Source organism: Achromobacter sp. B7 (assembly GCF_003600685.1).
Lineage (GTDB): Bacteria > Pseudomonadota > Gammaproteobacteria > Burkholderiales > Burkholderiaceae_B > Achromobacter > Achromobacter spanius_B.
This window is the reverse complement of record NZ_CP032084.1, coordinates 4410174-4428906: the sequence shown is the minus strand read 5'-3', so window position 1 is coordinate 4428906 and position 18733 is coordinate 4410174. Positions and strand designations below refer to the sequence as shown.

Genomic DNA, 18733 nt, shown 5'->3' with positions numbered 1-18733 from the left:
AGGAGAACCAGCATGACTCGTAGTGCCCAGAACGCGGCGGTTCGCGCCGCGCCGCCCGACCGCCGTAACGTCGATCCCGGTAGCGCCGACCCCGGTAGCGCCGACGTCGGCGACCTGCTGGACAACGGCCCCTTCACGTCCATGCAGAAGTTTGTGGTGATGCTTGCCGCCATGTCCATCGTCATGGACGGGTTTGATGGCCAACTGATCGGCTTTGCGATTCCGATGATGATCCAGGAATGGGGCATCACGCGCGAGGCTTTCGCGCCCGCCGTGGCGTCCGGCCTGATCGGCATGGGGATCGGCAGCGCGTGCGCCGGCCTGTTCGCCGACCGCTACGGCCGCCGCATGGCCGTCATCGTCAGCGTGTTTGTGTTTGGCACAGCCACGTGCGCCATCGGGCTGGCGCCCGATGCCCTGACCGTGGCCGTGCTGCGCTTCATTGCCGGCCTAGGCATCGGTGGCGCGCTGCCCAGTTCCACGACGGTTACCGCCGAATTCACGCCCGCGCGTCGCCGCACGCTGGCAGTCACGGCCACCATCGTCTGCGTGCCTTTGGGCGGGATGCTGGCGGGCCTGTTTTCGGCGTATGTCCTACCTTTGTATGGGTGGCGCGCTTCGTTCTTCATCGGCGGATCGCTGCCCATCGCCCTGGGCTTTGCCTTGATGGCCACGTTGCCCGAATCGCCCCGATTCCTGGCGCGCCGACCCGAGCGCTGGAACGAGTTGGGCGCGTTGCTGGGCCGCATGGGCCGGCCCATGCCGCAAGGCGTGCACTACACCGACGCCGTCGAGCAGGCGCTTGAACAGCCGGGCGCCCAGCCGCAGCGTGGCGTGCGGGCCTTGTTCTCGAAGGGCTACGGCGCCGACACCATCGCCATCTGGGTGGCCTTCTTCATGTGCCTGACGGCGGTGTACAGCGCGTTCAGCTGGTTGCCCACGATGCTGACCTCGGAAGGCTTGCCGCTGGCGGTGGCCGCGTCCGGGCTGACCGCCTACAACCTCGGAGGCGTGATCGGGGCGCTGGTGTGCGCCGTCGCCATGACGCGCTGGGGCTCGCGTTGGCCGCTTGCCATCTGCTGCGTGGGCGCGCTGGGCAGCGCCTTCCTGATGCTGATGGTCGACGTGCGGCAAAGCTCTTCCTTGCTGGTGTTTGGGTTCGGCGTTCACGGGCTGTTCGTCAACGCCGTGCAATCCACCATGTATGCGCTGTGCGCGTACGTCTATGCCACCGGCGTGCGCGCCACCGGCACGGCGGGGGCGCTGGCTTTCGGGCGTCTTGGCGCCATCCTTAGCGCCTTCGTCGGCGCAACCGTCATCACGCTGGGCGGCGCGCAGGGCTACCTGCTGTTACTGGGCACGGTCATGGTGTTTGCGCTGATTGCGTTGCTGATGGTGCGCCGGCATATCCCCGGCAGGCGCGCGGCGCCGCCGCTGCGCACCGTTGCCGTCGTGGGGGGCACACGATGAATATCGCGATGCTGGGCGCGGGCGCCATGGGTTGCCTGTTTGGCGGGTTGCTGGCCGAGAGCGGTCGGCAGGTGACGTTGCTGGATATCGACGATGCCCATCTGGAGGCGATACGCCGCAGCGGTTTGCGGCTGGAGACCGACCAGGGCGACAGGCGCATCCACGGCATGACGGTGGCGCGGCCCGAGCACCACCGGCAGCCGCCGGACCTGTTGATCCTCTTCACCAAAAGCCTGCATACCGACGCCGCGCTACGCAGCGTGGCGCCGCTGCTGCGCGCACCTGCGCGGGTGCTGACCTTGCAGAACGGGTTGGGCAACCTGGAAGCGGTTTCGCGCCATGTGGACCCGGCGCGCATCCTGGTCGGCATGACAACGTGGCCGGCCGATCTGGCGGGGCCCGGCCACGTCAGATCGCATGGCGGCGGCGTGATCCGCATGTGGCAGGCGCGCGGTAGCGGCGGGGATGGTGAAGGCGACGGCAACGTAGACACCGACGTCATGCACATCGCGACAGTGCTCAATGACGCCGGTTTGCAATGCGAAGTCGACCCCAACGTCTGGAAGGCGATCTGGCAAAAGGTGGCCTTCAACGCCGCGCTTAACAGCCTGTGCGCCGTCTCGGGCTGCGCGGTGGGTCAGTTGGGCAAGGTGGCTGACGGCCCGATGCTGGCGCGCACCGTGGTGTCCGAGGTGATCGCCGTGGCGCGCGCAAGTGGCGTCGACGCCGACGCGGCGGCCTGCCATGCCAGCGTCGCGCACGCCATTGCGCATCATCGCGGCCACAAGCCGTCGATGTTGCAAGACGTGCTGGCGGGCAGGCCTACCGAAATTGAAACGATCAACGGCGAAGTGGTGGCGCGGGCGCGCGCGGCGGGCGTGCCGGTGCCACACACCGCCCTGTTGCTGGGCCTGGTGCGCCTGATCCAGGCGCGCCAATCTGATATTCCGACCGAGAGACACCCATGACCTCATCCGAAACCGCTCCTGTCCCGCCGCAGCCGCGGCGCCCGTCATCGCGACCCTCATTGGCGTCAAGCTCGCGCCCACCCGCGGGCCTGTCGCCGCGCGACTGGGCCAGCCATCCGGCCTATCTCTACGAGGACTATCGTTCGACGCAATTGCGCGGCCCGACACTGCCGCTCGTGCCCCTGGCCGCGGCGTTGGGCGAAATGCGCCGGCCGGTCTTTGGCGACGACAGTGTGGGCAAGCTGGACCACGACCTGACGCGCAATGCGCGCCGCAATGGTGAACCCATCGGCGAACGCATGGTGTTGGCCGGCCGGGTAGTTGACGATCTTGGGCGGCCGGTGTCGCACACGCTGATCGAAATCTGGCAGGCCAATGCGGCCGGCCGCTATGTGCACAAGGCCGACCGCCACGACGCGCCGCTGGACCCGAACTTCCTGGGCGCGGGCCGCTGCCTGACCGATGCGGACGGGCGATACCGCTTCTTGACGATCAAGCCGGGCGCCTATCCCTGGGGCAACCATCCCAACGCCTGGCGCCCGCAGCATATTCATCTATCCCTTTTCGGCCAGCACTTCGGTACACGGCTGGTCACGCAAATGTACTTTCCGGGCGACCCGTTGCATGCCTTCGACCCGATGCTGAACGGTACGCCGGAAGCGGCGCGCAGCCGGCTGATCGCGGACTTCAGCGTGGGCCTGACCGAAGAAGGTTTTGCGTTGGGATATCAGTTCGACATCGTGCTGCGCGGGGCGCGTTGCACGCCGTTTGAAAACGGCTAAGGAGGGGTCATGTTGATGCAAGGCTTGCAAGACAATTTTGGGCAGACGCCATCGCAGACGGTCGGCCCGTATTTCGCGTACGGCTTGACGGCGGCGCAGTACGGCTACGACTTCGATCAGCCCTTTGACACCGTGCTGGCGGATGACGAGGCGCGCGGTACGCGCATGCGCCTGGAAGGCCGTGTGCTGGACGGCGATGGCATGCCGGTGTCGGACGCACTGGTGGAAATCTCGCACGTGGACGGGCAGGGCCGGTATCCGCGCAATGTGTACGAGGCATCGGCCATGGGGTTTCGGGGCTTCGGGCGTTGCGGCACGGGCACCGACCTGGGCCACCGCTACGCGTTTCACACGGTCAAGCCGGCGTCGCAGGCAGACGGCGAGGCGCCGCATATCGACATGATCGTGACCATGCGAGGGCTGTTGCTGCACGTGTTCACGCGCGTGTACTTCCAGGACGAGGCCGAGGCGAATGCAGAGGACGCGGTCTTAAATTCCGTGTATGCCGCGCGGCGCCACAGCCTGCTGGCGCGCAAGGACGAGCGGGGTGGCGAGCTTATCTACCGATTCGACGTCCATATGCAGGGGCCGTACGAAACGGTGTTCTTCGACGTGTAGCCTGCGCCATCACGCGATCCGGGCAAAAACCCGGCCCGAAGATTCGGCCTGAAGATTCGGCCCGAAGATTCGGCCTGAATATTCGGCCTGAATATTGGCCTGAACATTCGGCCTGAAAATCACCGCGAAAAAAAAGGCGCTGAAAACTTCAGCGCCTTGCCAATGCGGGGGGTATGACACCGCCCGCGTTGCATCAGGCCGTGGTGTCGCCAGCCGCTTCGGGCTGGTACAGAATTTCTTCGATGCTGGCCGAATGCTCGGTCTGGTTCGGCGCCGTCCACGTGACCAGCTGGCCGGTGCGCGAGCCGATCAGGCTCAGGCCCAGCGGCGACATCACCGACACCTGGCCCTGCGCCAGGTTGGCATCGGCCGGATAGCACAGCGTGACAACCATTTCATCGCCCTTGTCGTTCAGCAGGCGCACGCGCGAACGCATCGTGATGATGTCGGGCGTGACTTCCTCGATGGCGATGATGGGCGCGGAGTCCAGCAATTCCTGCGCGGCATCGACGGCATCGCGCGACAGGGTCGCGGCGGTGGCGGGGCGGGTGATCATGCCCAGCAGTCGGGCGTGGTCCAGGGCGGTAATGAGTTTGTCTTGCGGCACGGCGTTCATGTCGGTTCTTCTTGGACGAAAGGCCCCGCTAGGCGTAGGCCTTTCGGCGTGCGCGGGCGAGGCAATGGAGGAGATGACAGCGCTTTGGGAAGAGAATGTTCAAGCGGTGCCGCGACGAAGCGTACGGTGTGGATCGTGCCCGGGCAGCGCGCCGACGTTGCGGCTTACTGCGGCTAGCCCACCCTAAAGCAGGCTTCGGACCCCGGAAAGAGATGATTACCGGGCTGATTCGAGCGTCGAAGCGGTGCAGTTTTTGCGCGTTTGGCGCCCAATCTGCTGTCGGCAATAGGCGAGTATATAGGCCATTGCCACATGCGTGTGTCGGAATATTCTGAAAAGGGGCGATTTGCGCCGCCCCTTCCCGGGTACACGCGGTAAATCAGCCCTTGATAAAGGCCAGCAGGTCCGGATTGATGATGTCGGCGTGGGTCGTCAACATGCCGTGCGGCAAGCCTTGATACACCTTCAACGTGCCGTTTTTCAGCAGCTTGACCGACAGGCGCGAGGCGTCGTCGATGGGCACGATCTGGTCGTCGTCGCCGTGCATGACGAGCGTGGGCACGGTGATGGCCTTCAGGTCTTCGGTCTGGTCGGTCTCGGAAAACGCCTTGATGCCTTCGTAATGGGCACGCGCGCCGCCGATCATGCCTTGGCGCCACCAGTTGTTGATGACGCCCTGCGACACCTTGGCGCCCGAACGGTTAAATCCGTAGAACGGGCCCGAGGCCACGTCTACGTAGAATTGGGCGCGGTTGGCGGCAAGCGCTTCGCGGAAGCCGTCGAACACTTCCATCGGCAGGCCGCCTGGGTTGGATTCGGTCTTGAGCATCAGCGGAGGCACGGCGCTGACCAGCACGGCCTTGGCGACGCGGCCTTGCGGCTGGCCGAATTTGGCGACATAGCGCGCCACTTCGCCACCGCCCGTCGAATGGCCGATGTGCACCGTATTGCGCAGGTCCAGGTGTTCGACCACGGCGGACGCGTCGGCGGCGTAGTGGTCCATATCATGGCCGTCGCTGACCTGGCTTGAGCGTCCGTGGCCACGGCGGTCGTGCGCAATGACGCGAAACCCCTTGTTCACGAAGTACAGCATCTGCGCGTCCCAGTCGTCGCTGGACAAGGGCCAGCCATGGTGGAACATGATGGGCTGGGCGGTCTTGGGACCCCAGTCCTTGAAGAAAATCTGCACGCCGTCGGGGGTGGTGATGGTGCTCATGGGCTTGTACTCCGGGTAGGTGCCACGGGGAGGGCGGGCGTCGGTGCAGGCTTGGGAACAAGCCGGCCCCGGCGCCGCGAAACCCTGAGCGTAGCGCTGCCCACCTTGCAGCGCTTGAAGATTATGAACCGGCTTTGAACGAAATCATCTTGCACTGGGGGGGCCGGCAGTACTAGGCATTCTGGCCCCCGCCCCCGGCCCGGCCCCCGCCTTTTTGCAGCGCCCGATAGTGTTCTACCACCCCTTGCAGGGCATATTCGGCGCTGGCCTTGCGTATGCTGTTGCGGTCGCCCGAGAAACGCTTGGTGGCGGTGAACACCACGGGGTGGGCGTCGGCATTGCCCATCTTGAAGACCCAGGCGTAGCACTGCGTGCCGCTGGGAATTTCGTCGTCGGTGGCGTCGGTGACGCCGGTATTGGACACCGCCACGTTCGCGGGGCTTTTGCGCGCCGCGCCCAGCGCCATGTCGCGCGCGACGGCTTCGCTGGTCAGATTGTGCGAGCGCAGCGTGGCCTGCGGCACCCCCAGGCAACGCTGCTTGGCCTCAACGGAATACACGACGAAGGCACAGTCCAGCAATTGGCCGGCGCCGGGAATGTCGGCCAGGGTGGCCGCAATCAGCCCCGCCGTGCAGGACTCGGCGGTCACCAGCGTCAGGTCGTTTTCCTGCATGAATGTCGCGACTCGTTCGATAGCGTTCATCGTTGCGCTCCGGTAAGGGGGCCGCCTTGTCATGGCCATTGCCCCAGGCGAGTGCCCCCCAAGCAAACCGCGTTCCCGGCGGCGCTGCGGGCATGGCAGTTGCTCCGGCATGGCGTTATCCCGACATTCCGTCATCCCATCAATGGGGGCCGTTGCCCCACCAACGCCAGGAGCCTGCCATGAACATCCCGTCGACGCTGCAGCAAAAGCCGACCTCGCCGCAGCCCAACCAGGGCCAGCCCGACCAATCCCCGGCCGAGAATCCGGACCGCCGCGCGCCGGGCCAGGAACGGGACAAGGACGGGCGCTGGCCGCCCGATGCCCTGCCCAATCCGATGCCGGGCCTGGACCCGCAGCAGACCCCCGGTATCGACCGCTTGGGTGACGCCAATATCGCCGACCAGCAATGGCTGCGCAGCACGCGCGGCCTGTAATGGCCGGGATGCCGGGCGTTTCCGCCCGGCCCGGCCGCCAGGCCGCTAAGCCGCTACGCCGCTAAGCCGCTACGCCGCTAAGCCGCTACGCCGCTAAGCCGCTACGCCGCTAAGCCGCTACGCCGCTAAGCCGCTACGCCGCTAAGCCGCTACGCCGCTAAGCCGCTACGCCGCTAAGCCGCTACGCCGCTACGCCGCTAGGCCGGTAGCGGCGCGGGCGGCGCACTCCCCCCCGGGTTGCGTCCCCCCGCCGACCCAACGCCCTTGCCGGGCGAGGATCCCGCCGCATTCCCCGCCGCATTCCCGGCCGTATTCCCTGCCGCGTCTTCCGCCGCCGGCGCCGCATCCGCCGCATCCCGCGGCATATGCAAGATCTGTTCCGGCAATGCCAGCGCGATGCCCGCCGCCTGCAACTGCCGCATGATCCCCAGGTTGATCGCCTGCTGGATGTCCATGTAGTGGTTGTAATCCGCCGTCAGCACGTAATAGACCGCCTCGAACTCCAGCGCGCCCTCGCCAAATCGGGCCAGATGCGCGCGGTCAAAGCGCGTGTCGCTCTGGCCCTCGATCTGCGAACGAATAATGCCCGGCACGGCGGCCACTTTTTCCACGTCGGTTTTGTACGTAATGCGCACTGAAAACACGATGCGCCGTTGTTGCATCCGTTTGTAGTTTTGGATGGTCTGTTTGAGCAGCTCGGTATTCGAGCAGACGATCTGCTCGCCGCCCAGGCTGCGAATGCGCGTGGTTTTCAGCCCCACGTGCTCGATGCTGCCGGCCACCTGCCCGAACACAATGAAGTCGCCGGCTTCAAAGGGCTTGTCCAACCCGATGGAGATCGACGCGAACAGGTCGCTCAAGATGGTCTGCACCGCCAAGGCCACGGCCACGCCACCGATCCCCAGGCTGGCGACCAGCGCGGTGATGTTCACGCCCAGGTTGTCCAGCATGGCCAGCAGCGCGATCACCCACACCAGCGCCCGCAGCAGAAAACTCAGCAAGGTTGCGGTCACGGTGCCCCGGTTGTGCAGGGCGTGGCTCAAGCCCACGTCCACCGCGCGGTCCAGCCATAGCGCCAGTTGCAGCGCGATCAGCACAAACCACAAATGTTGTGCACCGCCTTCGCTCCAGGGGAACGGCGCGCCCGCCACGTCGATGCCGATCAGCAAGGCGAAGATGGCCAGCAGGATCCAGCTGGTGCGCTGCATGACGCGGATCGCGCCCGCCGCCATGCCGTGCCCGGGCTGCGCCGCGCGCCGCTCCAGCCGCGTGCGCACGAGGCGGAACGCAAAGATCAATATCAAATACAGGGTGGCCGCGACCGCCGCCGCGATCAGCCACAGGGCGATGGGATGGTCCGCGAGCGCGCGCGTTCCGGAAATCCATTGACTCAACATACCGCCTCCGCAAGGTTGGACTCGCGGTGGGCAGCAAATGTTGTGCCGCCGTGCGGCGGCGCCAGGCTACTGGCCGAACCGGGACAGCAGCATCGATATCAATCTGGCCTGGTTGAAGGGCTTTTCGCAACGGGGAAATTCGCGATAGCACGCTTCCAGGGCCTCGACGCCAAACCCCGTCAGCAGCACCACATGCACGCCCTGCGCCGTCAACGCATCGATCAGCGGATAAGACAGCGTGCCGTGCAAATTGATGTCAACCACCGCGCAATTGAATTGCCCGGCGTGTGTGTCGGCAAAGCGCGTCGCCTCGTCCAGCCATCCGATCATGCCGACGATCTCGGCGCCCACTTCGCGCAGCGCTTCCGCCAGCGTTTCCGCAATGACGTATTCGTCTTCAACGATCAGCAACTTGCAAGCCGACAGTGGGAGAGTTTCAGTCATGGTGATCCTTTTACTTGGCCGCGATCTTAAAGTTGGTCGACGGTCGTAATGGAACTTCAATACGGCAGCGCAGGCCATCTTCCCTGAAATCCAGCGACGTGCGCGCTTGCAGGGTGAACGTCAGTGCCTGTTCGATAAGCTCGCGCCCATAGCCCTTGCGGCGCGTATCAGGCGGCGTGGGCAGGCCGGACTCGTGCCATTCCACAACCAGCGTCTGCCCGTCGCCCTGTGGCCGCGTGTGCCATTGCACCTGCAACTGCCCACTGGAGTATTTCAAGGCGCCATGCTTGAGCGCGTTGGTGCCCAGTTCGTGCAGCGCCAATGCCAGTGACTGGCTGCATTCCGCGCTGACGAACGTGGGCTCGCCTTGCACCGACACGTGCTGCCCGTGCCCCACGGCGTCCAGCTCGCGGCGCACGATCTCGCCAAAATCCACGGCCTCGTGCGACGCATCGCTTAGCAGGCCCTGCACCCGGCTCAGCGCCGACAGCCGGCTGTCCAGCCGGTCATAGGGCTCGCCACGCCCCAGGGTGCGATACGCAATGCTCTGCACCAGCGCCAGCAGGTTGCGGGTGCGGTGTTGCAGCTCGGCAATCAGGATGCGATGCCGCTTTTCGGCCTGCGTGATCTGCGTGATGTCGATGAAGGTGACGACCACGCCGTCCACGCGGTTGTTGGCATCGCGGTAAGGCGCCAGCCGCAGCAGGTAGTGCTTGGCGTCGCCATCGCCTTCAATGCGGCGCTCGATCACTTCCTGGGTTCGAAACACCTGCTGGATGTCTTGCGCGAACGAGGGCAACGGGACGCGGCTGGCCAGGTCGGTAATGGGCCGACCCCGGTCGCTGGGCAAGATGCGGAACACGTCTGACACGGGCGGCGTGAAGCTGCGGATCACCAGGTTGCCGTCCAGGAACAGCGTGGCGAACGCGGTGCTGGCAAACAGGTTGTGCAGGTCGCTGTTGCTGCGGTCCAGCTCGTCGACCTTGCCTTGCAATTCGGCATTCACGGTGTGCAGCTCTTCGTTGAGCGACACCAGTTCTTCCTTGGACGCTTCCAGCTCTTCGTTGGACGATTGCAACTCTTCGTTGACCGAGACCAGCTCTTCGTTGGATGACTTCAATTCTTCCAGCGCGGTTTCGTATTCCTCGATGGTCGATTGCAGGCGGTCGCGCGTTTCGCGCAGCTCGCTTTCAATCTGTTCGGCCGCGCCGATGTGCGCGGCGTGCAGATAGGCGTCGGCCTCTTCGCGGCTGACGGGCGGGCCGTCGTCGGCGAACAGCACCAGGTACAGCGGTTCGCCTTCGCGGTTCTCCAGCAACGGGTCCACCGTCAGGCGCAGCAGCTGCACGCGGCCGTCGTCGCCTTCGATGGCCACGTTATGCCGCGTGGCCGTCACGCCGGTGGACATGGCGTCGTTGAGCAGCGCGCGCAGGTCCAGGCGCAGGTCCTTGCGCGCCAGCGCCAGGATCTGGCGCGTCGGCACGCCCGCCGCCGCCTCCAGGTACTTGCCCGTGCGGCCCGAGTAATACACCACGTCGCCATCTTTGTTGACCAGTACGTGGGGCGGCGCATGCTGGTTCAGCACCTGCGAATCGATGGATTGGCGCAGCCCCGTGGCACTGGCCGGCAGGCGCCGATGCAGAAGGTCCTGCGACGACGGCATCCCCGCCGATGGCAGGTTGAAATGCGGTCGCGGGCGTACGGCGATGTCGCTGCGCCGCTGGAAAATCCGATGCTTTTTGTCCACGGGGCCGAACATATCGGAGAACTGCGTCGTGTTTTCCGACATGCCCAGGAACAGATAGCCGCCGCTGCGCAGCGCGTAATGGAACGTCGGGAACACCTGCTTCTGAATGGTGCCGCCGAAATAGATCAACAGATTGCGGCACGACACCAGGTCGATGCGCGAAAAGGGCGGGTCGCGCAAAACGCTGTGCGGCGAAAAAATGCACAGTTCGCGGATCTGCTTGCTGACCAGATAACTTTCGCCATCGGCAATGAAGAACCGCTCGCGGCGTTCCGGGCTGACGCTGTCCAGCAGCGTGCCCGGATAGCGGGCCGTGCGCGCAATATTCAGCGCCCGCTCGTCGATGTCGGTGGCGAACAGCTGCACGCGCGGAGGCGTATCCATCTTGTCCATGTGCTCGCGCAGCAGGATGGCAAGCGAATAGACTTCTTCGCCGGTGGCACAGCCAGGCACCCACACCCTGACGGTATCGCCAACGCTGCGCCCTTCCAGCAGCTGCGGCACCACCAGCTTGGCCAGCGCCTCGAACGCCTCGGGGTCGCGGAAGAAGTCGGTCACGCTGATCAACAGGTCACGAAACAGCGCGCCGGCTTCCTGGGGCGTTTGCCGCAGGTACGCCAGGTAGGCCTCCAGCGAGTCCGACTGGTTTACCTTCATGCGGCGATGCACGCGACGCATGAAGGTCTTGCTTTTGTAACCGCTGAAATCATGGCCCGTGCGGGTCAGCAAAATCGCATAGATGTCCGACTTGATCCTTTCCATTTCGGGGAGCATGGCTTCGTCTTCGTCGGCGCTTAACAGGCCGATCGGGGAGGTCGGCGCGGCGTCAAGCATGTGCAGGCGCGTGCCCATTTCGACTGCGGGCAGCGCAAAGTCGATGATGCCGGCGCCGATGGCGCTGTCGGGCATTTCGGCATAGGCCGGCCCGTTGCCATTCGGGGCCTGGGCCATGGTGATGCCGCCATATTCCTTGATGGTCTTCAAGCCCAGGGTGCCGTCGGAATCGCTGCCGGACAGCACAATGCCCACCGCGCGTTGGCCATAATCGCGTGCCAGCGACATGAAGAACTGATCGATGGGGCGCCGCCCGGCGCGCTGGCCGGACGTGGCGGCAAGCTTGATGCGGCCCTGGCTGATCGAGATGTCGGCGTCCGCCCCCAGTACATAGACCTGGTTCATCTCGATCGCCATGTCGTTTTCCGCGGTGTTGACCGGCAACGACGTGTGGCGGCCGATGACCTCCGGCAGATGGCTTTCGCGGCCCGGGCCCAGATGCGTCACCACGATGAACGACATGTCGGGCTCTTTGGGAATGCCCGCAAAGAAACCTTCCAGGGCCTCCACGCCGCCGGCGGAAGCACCGATACCCACAACAAAAGCGGCACTGGAAAGGGTCATGTCGTTCCAAAAATGGGAAAAGCAGGATGATATTCGACGACGTTAGCACGGGGAATCACTGGGTGTCCCGGTCGGAAAAATCTACATACCTATGCGGGACGCACCCTGAAAAAACCGTGCGGTAACGGTGCTATGCGACGGCGGTTTCAGGAATGCAGCTTGCTGGAAGACAAGCGCCACTTTTCAAAAGGAATTCGCGATGAAATCCAAAGACAACAAGCCCAACCCCACCGCCGACGACACCCCGCGCGAAGCGCAGGCCAGCCACCGCGACACGCAGAACCGCAGCAAGAAAGAAGGCCATGTCACGCAGATCGGCACCGGCCAGGATCAGCAGAGCCAGCGCAATCGCGGCGCCGGTTCGCGTAGCAAGCCTTAAAGGAGAACACGCCATGACACATCCTGGGCATAGTTTGCATGGCGCTCGCCGCTCAGCGCTTGCCCTCGCTTTGGCGGCGGGCCTGGCCTGGGCGCCGTTGACCTTCGCGCAATCGGCCGGTGGCCCGGCGGGGCCGGCGGGGCAGGGTGGCCCGCCGCCTGCCGGCACGCCGGCGCCCCAGGGGCCCGCGCCGGACAGCGGCGCACCGGCACCATCCAAAGGCGATCCGTCGCGCCCGCCGCCCACCGTGCCGCAGGCCGCGCCGGGCACCACGCCGTCGCAGCCGGTGCAGGGGCAGGGCACGGTCAAGGGCTCATCGGCCAACCCGGCGCCCGACGGGCAGATTCCCGGCGGCAAGGCGGGCTCGGGCGGACACAAGACCAACATGTTCGGCCGCTGAAAAAGGCCGGACGCCATGTAAAGCAAAGGCGGCGCATCATGCAAAACCGAGACATCGTGGTGGTGGCGGTCTCCACGGGCGGCCTGGCCGCGCTGGAGGTCTTGTTGGGCGATCTGGACCCAGGCCTGCGCGCATCGGTGTTCGTGGCGATGCATGTGGACGGCTACCGCAGCGTCCTGCCCAGCCTGCTGCAAAACCGTACGCGCTGGCAGGTGCAACATGCCGAGGATGGCCAGCCCTTCGCGCCCGGCGTCGTCTATATCGCGCCGCCCGACCGGCACATGATTTTGCAGCATGACGCCACAGTGTTGACGCGTGGCCCGAAGGAAAACTTCACGCGGCCGGCGGCGGACCCGTTGTTTCGTTCAGCCGCCGTGCATTACGGGCCGCGCGTCGTGGGCATCGTCCTGACCGGGCGCCTGGACGATGGCTCGGCCGGGCTGAAATCGGTGCACGCGTGTGGCGGTTTTGCCATCGTGCAGGACCCGGAGGACAGCGTGGCGCAGGATATGCCTGCCAACGCGATCGCGGCCGTGCCCACGGCGCAGGTGCTGCCGCTTCAACAAATTGGAAATGCGATGGCTAAAGCGATCAACACAGCAGTGGCGCCTCGCGCAGCGGGCAGCGGGCCGTCCGAAACGCTGCGCACCGAGTCGCGCATGACGGAAACGGGCCAGTCCTCGGCGGCCGTGCTCGAACGCATCGGGCGGCAGGTAGGCCTGACCTGCCCGGAATGTGGCGGCGCAATCTGGCGCGTGGACACGGGCGTGCCCGTCCGGTATCGGTGCCACACCGGTCACGCATTCTCCTCCGCCTCGCTGAACGCCGCGCAGGCCGAGCAGGTTGACGATGCCATCTGGTCCGCCGCCCGCCTGCTGCGCGAGCGTATTTTGCTGGCCAGTGAAGAAATCGCTACGGGCGGGGCAACGGCCGACGCCACGGGCCGGTTGCGGGCGTCGGTGGCGCAATGGGAAGCGGCCTACCAGCAACTACGCAGCCTGGCCGCGACCACCGACGGCCCCTTGGCGAAGACCGACATCGCTTGACCGGCGCGCCGAGCGCGGCAGGAATGCGATTTGCGGCCCTTGCGGTCCCACCCCGGGGATAACTATGCAAGGAGATCAGCGATGACCGCCGTGAACAAAGAAATGGAAGCCTGCATCGACAACTGCCTGGCCTGCTATCGGCACTGCCTGCAAACCGCGTCCAACCACTGCCTGGAGGCGGGCGGCGAACATGTCGAACCCGAACACTTCCGCCTGATGATGGCCTGCGCAGAAATCTGCCGTACGGCCGCGCACACGATGCTGATTGGCATCGAACAACACGATCGCGTTTGCGGCGCGTGCGCCGAAATATGCGCCGCTTGCGCGGACAGCTGCGAAGGCGTCGGTGGCATGGACGACTGCGTTGCAGCCTGCCGGCGCTGCGCCGACAGCTGCAAAAAGATGGCGGCCTGAACGGATGGCGCCCTGCACGCGCGGGCGCGACTGGCCGGCTACGCCAGCCGCTGCGACGCCAGCCAAAGCGTCACCAGGAGCGAGCCGGCCACCATCCAGAACACGATGGCCAACAAAATACCTAGCGACAGCCGGAAGCCGGTTGCGGGACCGGCAAGCGGCAAACGAGTCGCGGGCGTGATCGGAAGCGAGGTCGCGGCGCCGGCCAGCGGCAGCGGGGCGGCTTGCGGCACGGAGGGCAAGGTGGGGGAGGCCATGGTCGATCCTGTAATCCAAGGACGTGTGTGGAAGGGTCCCGCCCACGCCGTGCGGGTCTGCAAAGGAATGCGGCGCAGGCCGCGGTCCTATACAGCAAGTGCCGTGCCCAAAGAAGAGCACCTTCCCCGGGAGCACCTTCCCCGGGAGCACCTTCCCGGGAGCACCTTCCCCGGGAGCACCTTCCCGGGAGCACCTTCCCCAGGAGCGGCTTCCCCAGGAGCCCGCCCCGGGCAGCGCCCGTCGGGGCAGCGCCGTCCCGGCAGCACCGTCACGGGTAGCGCCTATCAGGCCCGCCCGTCGCGCGGCGCAATCCACGCCGAGCAGCCGCCCGGTGCGCTGGCGCCGCTGACGTAAAGCGCGCCCGCGCCAAACAGGGAAAACAACGTCGCGCTGGGCGCATCCGCCAATACCCACACGCCGCCCGACGCGTCCGCCCACACCACGCGGGCGTCCGTGCCGTCCAGCGCGGCCAGCAGACCCGCCGCGCTGGCGCCCGGCCGCAACACCACCACCGACGTGTCCTGGGCCGGCGCCGACACCGGATACAGGTTCAGGGCCGCCGCCGTGGTGATGACCACGGCCAGCAACGCGGACACGGCGGCGCCGCCCGCGCCGCCCGCGCCCCCCGCGCCCGCTCCTTGCCGCCGCAGCGCCCACCCCGCCAGAAGCGGCACGATCCCAAACAGGACCAGCCACGCCAGCTCCCAGGGCAAGGGGTCGGCCACATCCATGCGTAGCCGATGCAGGCCCACCACCCAATGCGACAACACGGCATCGATCACATGCCATGCCCCAAAGCCGATCAGGAATTCGGCCAGCAGACGCTTGCGCGGCGGCATGCCGGCACCGCGCGAGCGGTACAGACTCCACAAGCCTGCCCCTGCCACCGCATACATCAGGGCGTGGAAAACGCCATCGGCCACGACTTGCACGCGCAAATCAGCCAGGGATGCCGCGTTCAGACCGGAAAGAAGGTGGTGCCATTGCAATATCTGATGCAGCAGGATGCCGTCGAAAAAGCCCCCCATGCCGAAGCCCAATAAAAAACCCGCCCACGGATGGCGGCGGGGCAGGGTGGCGGCCGGGCCGGCCCGCAGCGGCGCGTTCATTGCGAGACCGGGCCAGAACGTTTGGGCAACACCGCCGGTGTGTCGTCCGCCGGCTTGAAGGTATCGCCTTCGGTGTCGCGCTCGGGGTTGGGGTTGCCATCCATGGGTTTGACGCCGCCCGCGCGGGTGGCCGGCTGCCGGCCTTTCTCGCTATGGTCATCGGCGTGCTTGATGCCGTCCTGAACACGGTTGGCGATATCCACCTGGTCCTCGGTGGACGGCTCCACCGCGCCGCTGCCAGCGGTGGGCGGGTTGGTGGCTTTCTCTGCTTGCGTGGGCTTCATGGGGGGCTCCTGGAATTCAGGTTCAACAATGGACACCGCGTAGTCCGGATATTCGGTGCGGGCGGCTTCTACGGCGGCTTCGCAGGTGGGATAGGCGCGGGCGTCCTGCTGCACGCCCAGCATGGCTATGCCGCGAAAGCTCCATTTGCCGTCCGGGCGCTGAAAGGCTTCAACGATCATCTTCCGACTCCTCGCGCGGTGGCGCGGGGCGCGTGTCGTTCGAGCCGGGCAAGGTGCCGGTGCGCGCCTCGGTTTCTTCCTGGGCCTCGGCGCGGTCAAAGCCCGTGCCCTCGTGGCTGCGCGCGGCGGGCGGATGGTCAATGTCCGGAATGTCACGCGATGCCTGAGGTTTGGACGACGGCCGCAACGCGCCAGCGTTGACGTCGGGCTGGCCGGGGATGGTCTTGCGGGAACCGTCTGATGGGGGTTGGGGCATGGGAGCTCTCCTGGCGGGGTTCAACGAGTCCGGCAGGCGAGCAATTGGCGTGCCCGCGACGCCGCCGCAAGGCCCTTCAAAAGCCTGACGGCGAACAGGCGGCAAGACAGCCGGCCCGCCTGCGCAAGACCGCGTGATCCGGCCCCGCAATCGGCAAGTTTTCGGCACGCCAATTGCGGCATCCGTCGCGCCCTTCCCTTGCCCCTTATTTCTCCTTTGGAGTATCCCCATGAGCAGCACTGTCGACTCTCGATCCGGCCACCAGCCGGCAGCCGAACGCACCTACCTTGAAGATGCCTTGTCGGGCAGCTCATGGCTGGCACGCGATACTCCCGCCATCGTTTGCTTTTCGCACTTGCGTTGGAACTTCGTGTTCCAGCGCCCCCAACATCTGATGACCCGGTTTGCGCGCTCGCACACCGTCTATTACGTTGAAGAGCCAGTTTGGGTGGACAGCGCGCGGCATGGCTGGCTGGAGGAAAATCAGTGCGACGGCGTCACCGTGCTGACCCCGCACCTGGCGCGCGATAACTGGGTGGAAAGCCACCGCCGGCTGTTGCAGGAAAAGCTCTGGGCCGACGGCGTGACGCGGCCGGTGCTCTGGTACTACACGCCCATGAGCCTGCCGTTCTCGGATCAGGTCGAAGCCAGCCTCGTCGTGTACGACTGCATGGACGAGCTGTCCGCATTTCGTGGCGCGCCGCCGGAATTGGTCGACATGGAAAAGCGCCTGCTGGCGCGCGCCGACGTGGTGTTTTGCGGCGGCCACAGCCTGTATGAATCCAAGAGCCGCCTGCATCCCAATGTGCACGCGTTTCCCAGCAGCGTGGACTGCGCGCACTTTGGGCAGGCGCGCGCCGTCACGCAAATTCCGGCCGACTTGCAAGAAATACCCGGTCCGCGCCTGGGCTTCTACGGTGTGCTGGACGAACGCTTCGACACGCGTCTGGTCGCCGAGGTGGCGGCCTTGGCGCCAGACTGGCATTTTGTGTTCATTGGCCCGGTGGTCAAGATAGACCCCGCTGAATTGCCGCAGGCCGCCAACATCCATTACCTGGGACCGCGTTCGTATGACCAGTTGCCTGCTTATCTGGCGGGCTGGGACGTTGCGTTGATGCCGTTCGCGCTGAACGAATCCACGCGCTTCATCAGCCCGACCAAGACGCCTGAATATCTGGCGGCGGGGCGGCCCGTGGTGTCCACGCCCATCAACGACGTGGTGCGCACTTATGGCGGTTCTGACGTGGTGTTCATCGCGCAGGACGCGTCCGCCTTCGTGGACGCCGCCGCGGCCGCGTTGCAGGCCGCCAAGACCCCCGACCTCCTGCTTGCCAAGGCCGACCATGCGCTGCGCGGGATGTCGTGGGACGCCAGCTGGGACGGCATGTGCCGCGTGATGAACCGCGCCTACACCAGCAGCGCAACGCGTCGCGCGGCGGCGCACGAGCCCGCGCGCGCCGTCAAGTCGGCCGGCACCGTGCGGCACTACGACTACATGATCGTGGGCGCGGGCTTTGCCGGCAGCGTGCTTGCCGAACGGCTGGCGCGCGGCAGCGGCAAGCGCGTGATGGTGGTGGACAAGCGCCCGCACGTGGGCGGCAACGCGTATGACTACTTCAACGATGCCGGCCTGCTGCTGCACCGTTATGGTCCGCACATCTTCCACACCAATTCCGCCAAGGTGCTGGAATACCTCTCGCGCTTCACGGCGTGGCGCAGCTATGAACACCGCGTGCTGGCGGAAACGCCCAAGGGGCTGGTCCCCATGCCGATCAACCTGACCACCTTGGAAAAGCTGTACGGCAAGCGCTTTTCGGCCGAAGAGGCCGAGCGCTTTCTGAAGTCGGTGGCCGAACCCATCGCCAACGTGGCCACGTCGGAAGATTTCGTGGTGTCGCAAGTTGGCCGTGAATTGTACGAGACCTTCTTTCGCGGCTACACGCGCAAGCAGTGGGGGCTGGACCCGTCACAGCTGGACCGTTCCGTGGCCGCCCGCGTACCCACGCGCCTGTCCACCGACGACCGCTACTTCACCGACCGCCACCAATGCATGCCGCTGCACGGCTACACGCGCATGTTCGAACGCATGCTGGACCATCCGAACATATCGCTGGCCCTGGGGCTGGATTATCAAGAAGCCCGCGCCGCGTTCACCTTCGATGGCCTGATCTACACCGGCCCCATCGATGAATACTTCGGCTACCGCTTCGGTGCGCTACCGTATCGATCCTTGAAGTTCCGCCACGAAACGCTGGACGAAGAATGGCATCAACCGGTGGGTGTGGTGAATTACCCGTCCGAAGATGTGCCGTACACCCGCGTCACGGAATACAAGCACCTGACCGGCCAACAGCATGCGCGCACGGCCATCACTTACGAATATCCGTCGGCGCAGGGCGACCCTTACTACCCGATCCCGCGACCCGAAAACGCCGCGCTGTTCCAGCGTTACCAGGCGCTTGCGGATGCCACCCCCGGTGTGCATTTCGTGGGGCGCTTGGCCACGTATCGCTACTACAACATGGACCAGGTGGTCGCGCAGGCCTTGGCCACGTACGAGGCCATCGCCGCGAAGAACGCCGAGGTGCACACCGCGCTTGTCGCCTGAGCGGGG

General features: G+C 65.7%; 20 protein-coding genes. 10 read left to right on the top strand and 10 right to left on the bottom strand.

Going from position 1 to position 18733, the window contains the following annotated elements:
- Nucleotides 1–12: 12 nt before the first annotated feature.
- The 4 genes from DVB37_RS19960 to pcaG are packed head-to-tail and all read left to right on the top strand — an operon-like array spanning nucleotide 13 to nucleotide 3838.
- Nucleotides 13–1470, top strand: coding sequence for an MFS transporter (locus tag DVB37_RS19960; RefSeq protein ID WP_120156551.1), 1458 nt, complete (start codon nucleotides 13–15; stop codon nucleotides 1468–1470).
- Nucleotides 1467–2438 (top strand): ketopantoate reductase family protein, encoded by a 972-nt coding sequence (locus DVB37_RS19955; RefSeq protein WP_120156550.1) that lies wholly within the window; start codon nucleotides 1467–1469, stop codon nucleotides 2436–2438. The genes DVB37_RS19960 and DVB37_RS19955 overlap by 4 nt, the downstream gene beginning before the upstream one ends.
- Entirely contained in the window at nucleotides 2435–3220 is a 786-nt protein-coding gene (gene pcaH, locus DVB37_RS19950) for a protocatechuate 3,4-dioxygenase subunit beta (protein ID WP_082134649.1), read from the top strand. The genes DVB37_RS19955 and pcaH overlap by 4 nt, the downstream gene beginning before the upstream one ends.
- A gap of 9 nt (nucleotides 3221–3229) precedes the next feature.
- A complete protein-coding gene (pcaG, locus tag DVB37_RS19945) occupies nucleotides 3230–3838 on the top strand; it encodes a protocatechuate 3,4-dioxygenase subunit alpha (RefSeq protein WP_120156549.1) in 609 nt (202 codons plus the stop codon).
- Between the two features lie 193 nt (nucleotides 3839–4031).
- Here the strand turns inward: pcaG and DVB37_RS19940 are convergent, their stop codons facing one another.
- The 3 genes from DVB37_RS19940 to DVB37_RS19930 all read right to left on the bottom strand — a co-directional run bounded on the left by DVB37_RS19940 (nucleotide 4032) and on the right by DVB37_RS19930 (nucleotide 6373).
- Entirely contained in the window at nucleotides 4032–4454 is a 423-nt protein-coding gene (locus DVB37_RS19940; RefSeq protein WP_046807288.1) for a GreA/GreB family elongation factor, read from the bottom strand.
- A 379-nt stretch (nucleotides 4455–4833) separates the two neighbouring features.
- The gene (locus DVB37_RS19935) at nucleotides 4834–5670 is read right to left on the bottom strand and encodes an alpha/beta fold hydrolase (RefSeq protein ID WP_120156548.1); all 837 of its coding nucleotides are present in this window, start codon (nucleotides 5668–5670) and stop codon (nucleotides 4834–4836) included.
- 172 nt (nucleotides 5671–5842) lie between these two features.
- Nucleotides 5843–6373, bottom strand: coding sequence for a CinA family protein (locus tag DVB37_RS19930; RefSeq protein WP_120156547.1), 531 nt, complete (start codon nucleotides 6371–6373; stop codon nucleotides 5843–5845).
- A 179-nt stretch (nucleotides 6374–6552) separates the two neighbouring features.
- Here DVB37_RS19930 and DVB37_RS19925 point away from each other — a divergent pair, with 179 nt between their 5' ends.
- Nucleotides 6553–6807: a hypothetical protein gene (locus DVB37_RS19925; protein ID WP_046807121.1), complete on the top strand. Its 255-nt coding sequence runs from the start codon at nucleotides 6553–6555 to the stop codon at nucleotides 6805–6807.
- 197 nt (nucleotides 6808–7004) lie between these two features.
- Here DVB37_RS19925 and DVB37_RS19920 read toward each other — a convergent pair whose 3' ends face one another.
- The 3 genes from DVB37_RS19920 to DVB37_RS19910 form a co-directional block, all read right to left on the bottom strand.
- The gene (locus DVB37_RS19920; protein ID WP_240433943.1) at nucleotides 7005–8204 is read right to left on the bottom strand and encodes a mechanosensitive ion channel family protein; all 1200 of its coding nucleotides are present in this window, start codon (nucleotides 8202–8204) and stop codon (nucleotides 7005–7007) included.
- A gap of 66 nt (nucleotides 8205–8270) precedes the next feature.
- Complete coding sequence (locus tag DVB37_RS19915) at nucleotides 8271–8648, bottom strand: response regulator (RefSeq protein WP_046807122.1); 378 nt, start codon at nucleotides 8646–8648, stop codon at nucleotides 8271–8273.
- A 10-nt stretch (nucleotides 8649–8658) separates the two neighbouring features.
- The gene (locus tag DVB37_RS19910; protein WP_120156545.1) at nucleotides 8659–11793 is read right to left on the bottom strand and encodes a CheR family methyltransferase; all 3135 of its coding nucleotides are present in this window, start codon (nucleotides 11791–11793) and stop codon (nucleotides 8659–8661) included.
- A gap of 199 nt (nucleotides 11794–11992) precedes the next feature.
- Here DVB37_RS19910 and DVB37_RS19905 point away from each other — a divergent pair, with 199 nt between their 5' ends.
- From DVB37_RS19905 to DVB37_RS19890, 4 genes are all read left to right on the top strand, one after another.
- Complete coding sequence (locus DVB37_RS19905) at nucleotides 11993–12172, top strand: hypothetical protein (protein WP_104144168.1); 180 nt, start codon at nucleotides 11993–11995, stop codon at nucleotides 12170–12172.
- A 13-nt stretch (nucleotides 12173–12185) separates the two neighbouring features.
- Nucleotides 12186–12572, top strand: coding sequence for a hypothetical protein (locus DVB37_RS19900; protein ID WP_146073912.1), 387 nt, complete (start codon nucleotides 12186–12188; stop codon nucleotides 12570–12572).
- 38 nt (nucleotides 12573–12610) lie between these two features.
- Nucleotides 12611–13618, top strand: a complete 1008-nt coding sequence (locus tag DVB37_RS19895) for a chemotaxis protein CheB (protein WP_120156544.1) — start codon at nucleotides 12611–12613, stop codon at nucleotides 13616–13618.
- Nucleotides 13619–13699: 81 nt separating this feature from the next.
- Nucleotides 13700–14032, top strand: coding sequence for a four-helix bundle copper-binding protein (locus DVB37_RS19890; protein ID WP_046807127.1), 333 nt, complete (start codon nucleotides 13700–13702; stop codon nucleotides 14030–14032).
- A gap of 38 nt (nucleotides 14033–14070) precedes the next feature.
- On the opposite strand, the gene DVB37_RS19885 is transcribed toward DVB37_RS19890, so the two are convergent.
- From DVB37_RS19885 to DVB37_RS19870, 4 genes are all read right to left on the bottom strand, one after another.
- Complete coding sequence (locus tag DVB37_RS19885) at nucleotides 14071–14289, bottom strand: hypothetical protein (protein ID WP_046807128.1); 219 nt, start codon at nucleotides 14287–14289, stop codon at nucleotides 14071–14073.
- Nucleotides 14290–14574: 285 nt separating this feature from the next.
- Entirely contained in the window at nucleotides 14575–15399 is an 825-nt protein-coding gene (locus DVB37_RS19880; RefSeq protein WP_120156543.1) for a DUF2243 domain-containing protein, read from the bottom strand.
- Nucleotides 15396–15863: a hypothetical protein gene (locus DVB37_RS19875; protein WP_104144163.1), complete on the bottom strand. Its 468-nt coding sequence runs from the start codon at nucleotides 15861–15863 to the stop codon at nucleotides 15396–15398. The genes DVB37_RS19880 and DVB37_RS19875 overlap by 4 nt, the downstream gene beginning before the upstream one ends.
- Nucleotides 15853–16119, bottom strand: a complete 267-nt coding sequence (locus DVB37_RS19870) for a hypothetical protein (RefSeq protein WP_104144162.1) — start codon at nucleotides 16117–16119, stop codon at nucleotides 15853–15855. The genes DVB37_RS19875 and DVB37_RS19870 overlap by 11 nt, the downstream gene beginning before the upstream one ends.
- 229 nt (nucleotides 16120–16348) lie before the next feature.
- Between DVB37_RS19870 and glf the strand changes: the two genes are divergently transcribed.
- Complete coding sequence (gene glf / locus DVB37_RS28970) at nucleotides 16349–18727, top strand: UDP-galactopyranose mutase (protein WP_120156542.1); 2379 nt, start codon at nucleotides 16349–16351, stop codon at nucleotides 18725–18727.
- The last annotated feature ends 6 nt before the right edge of the window (nucleotides 18728–18733 follow it).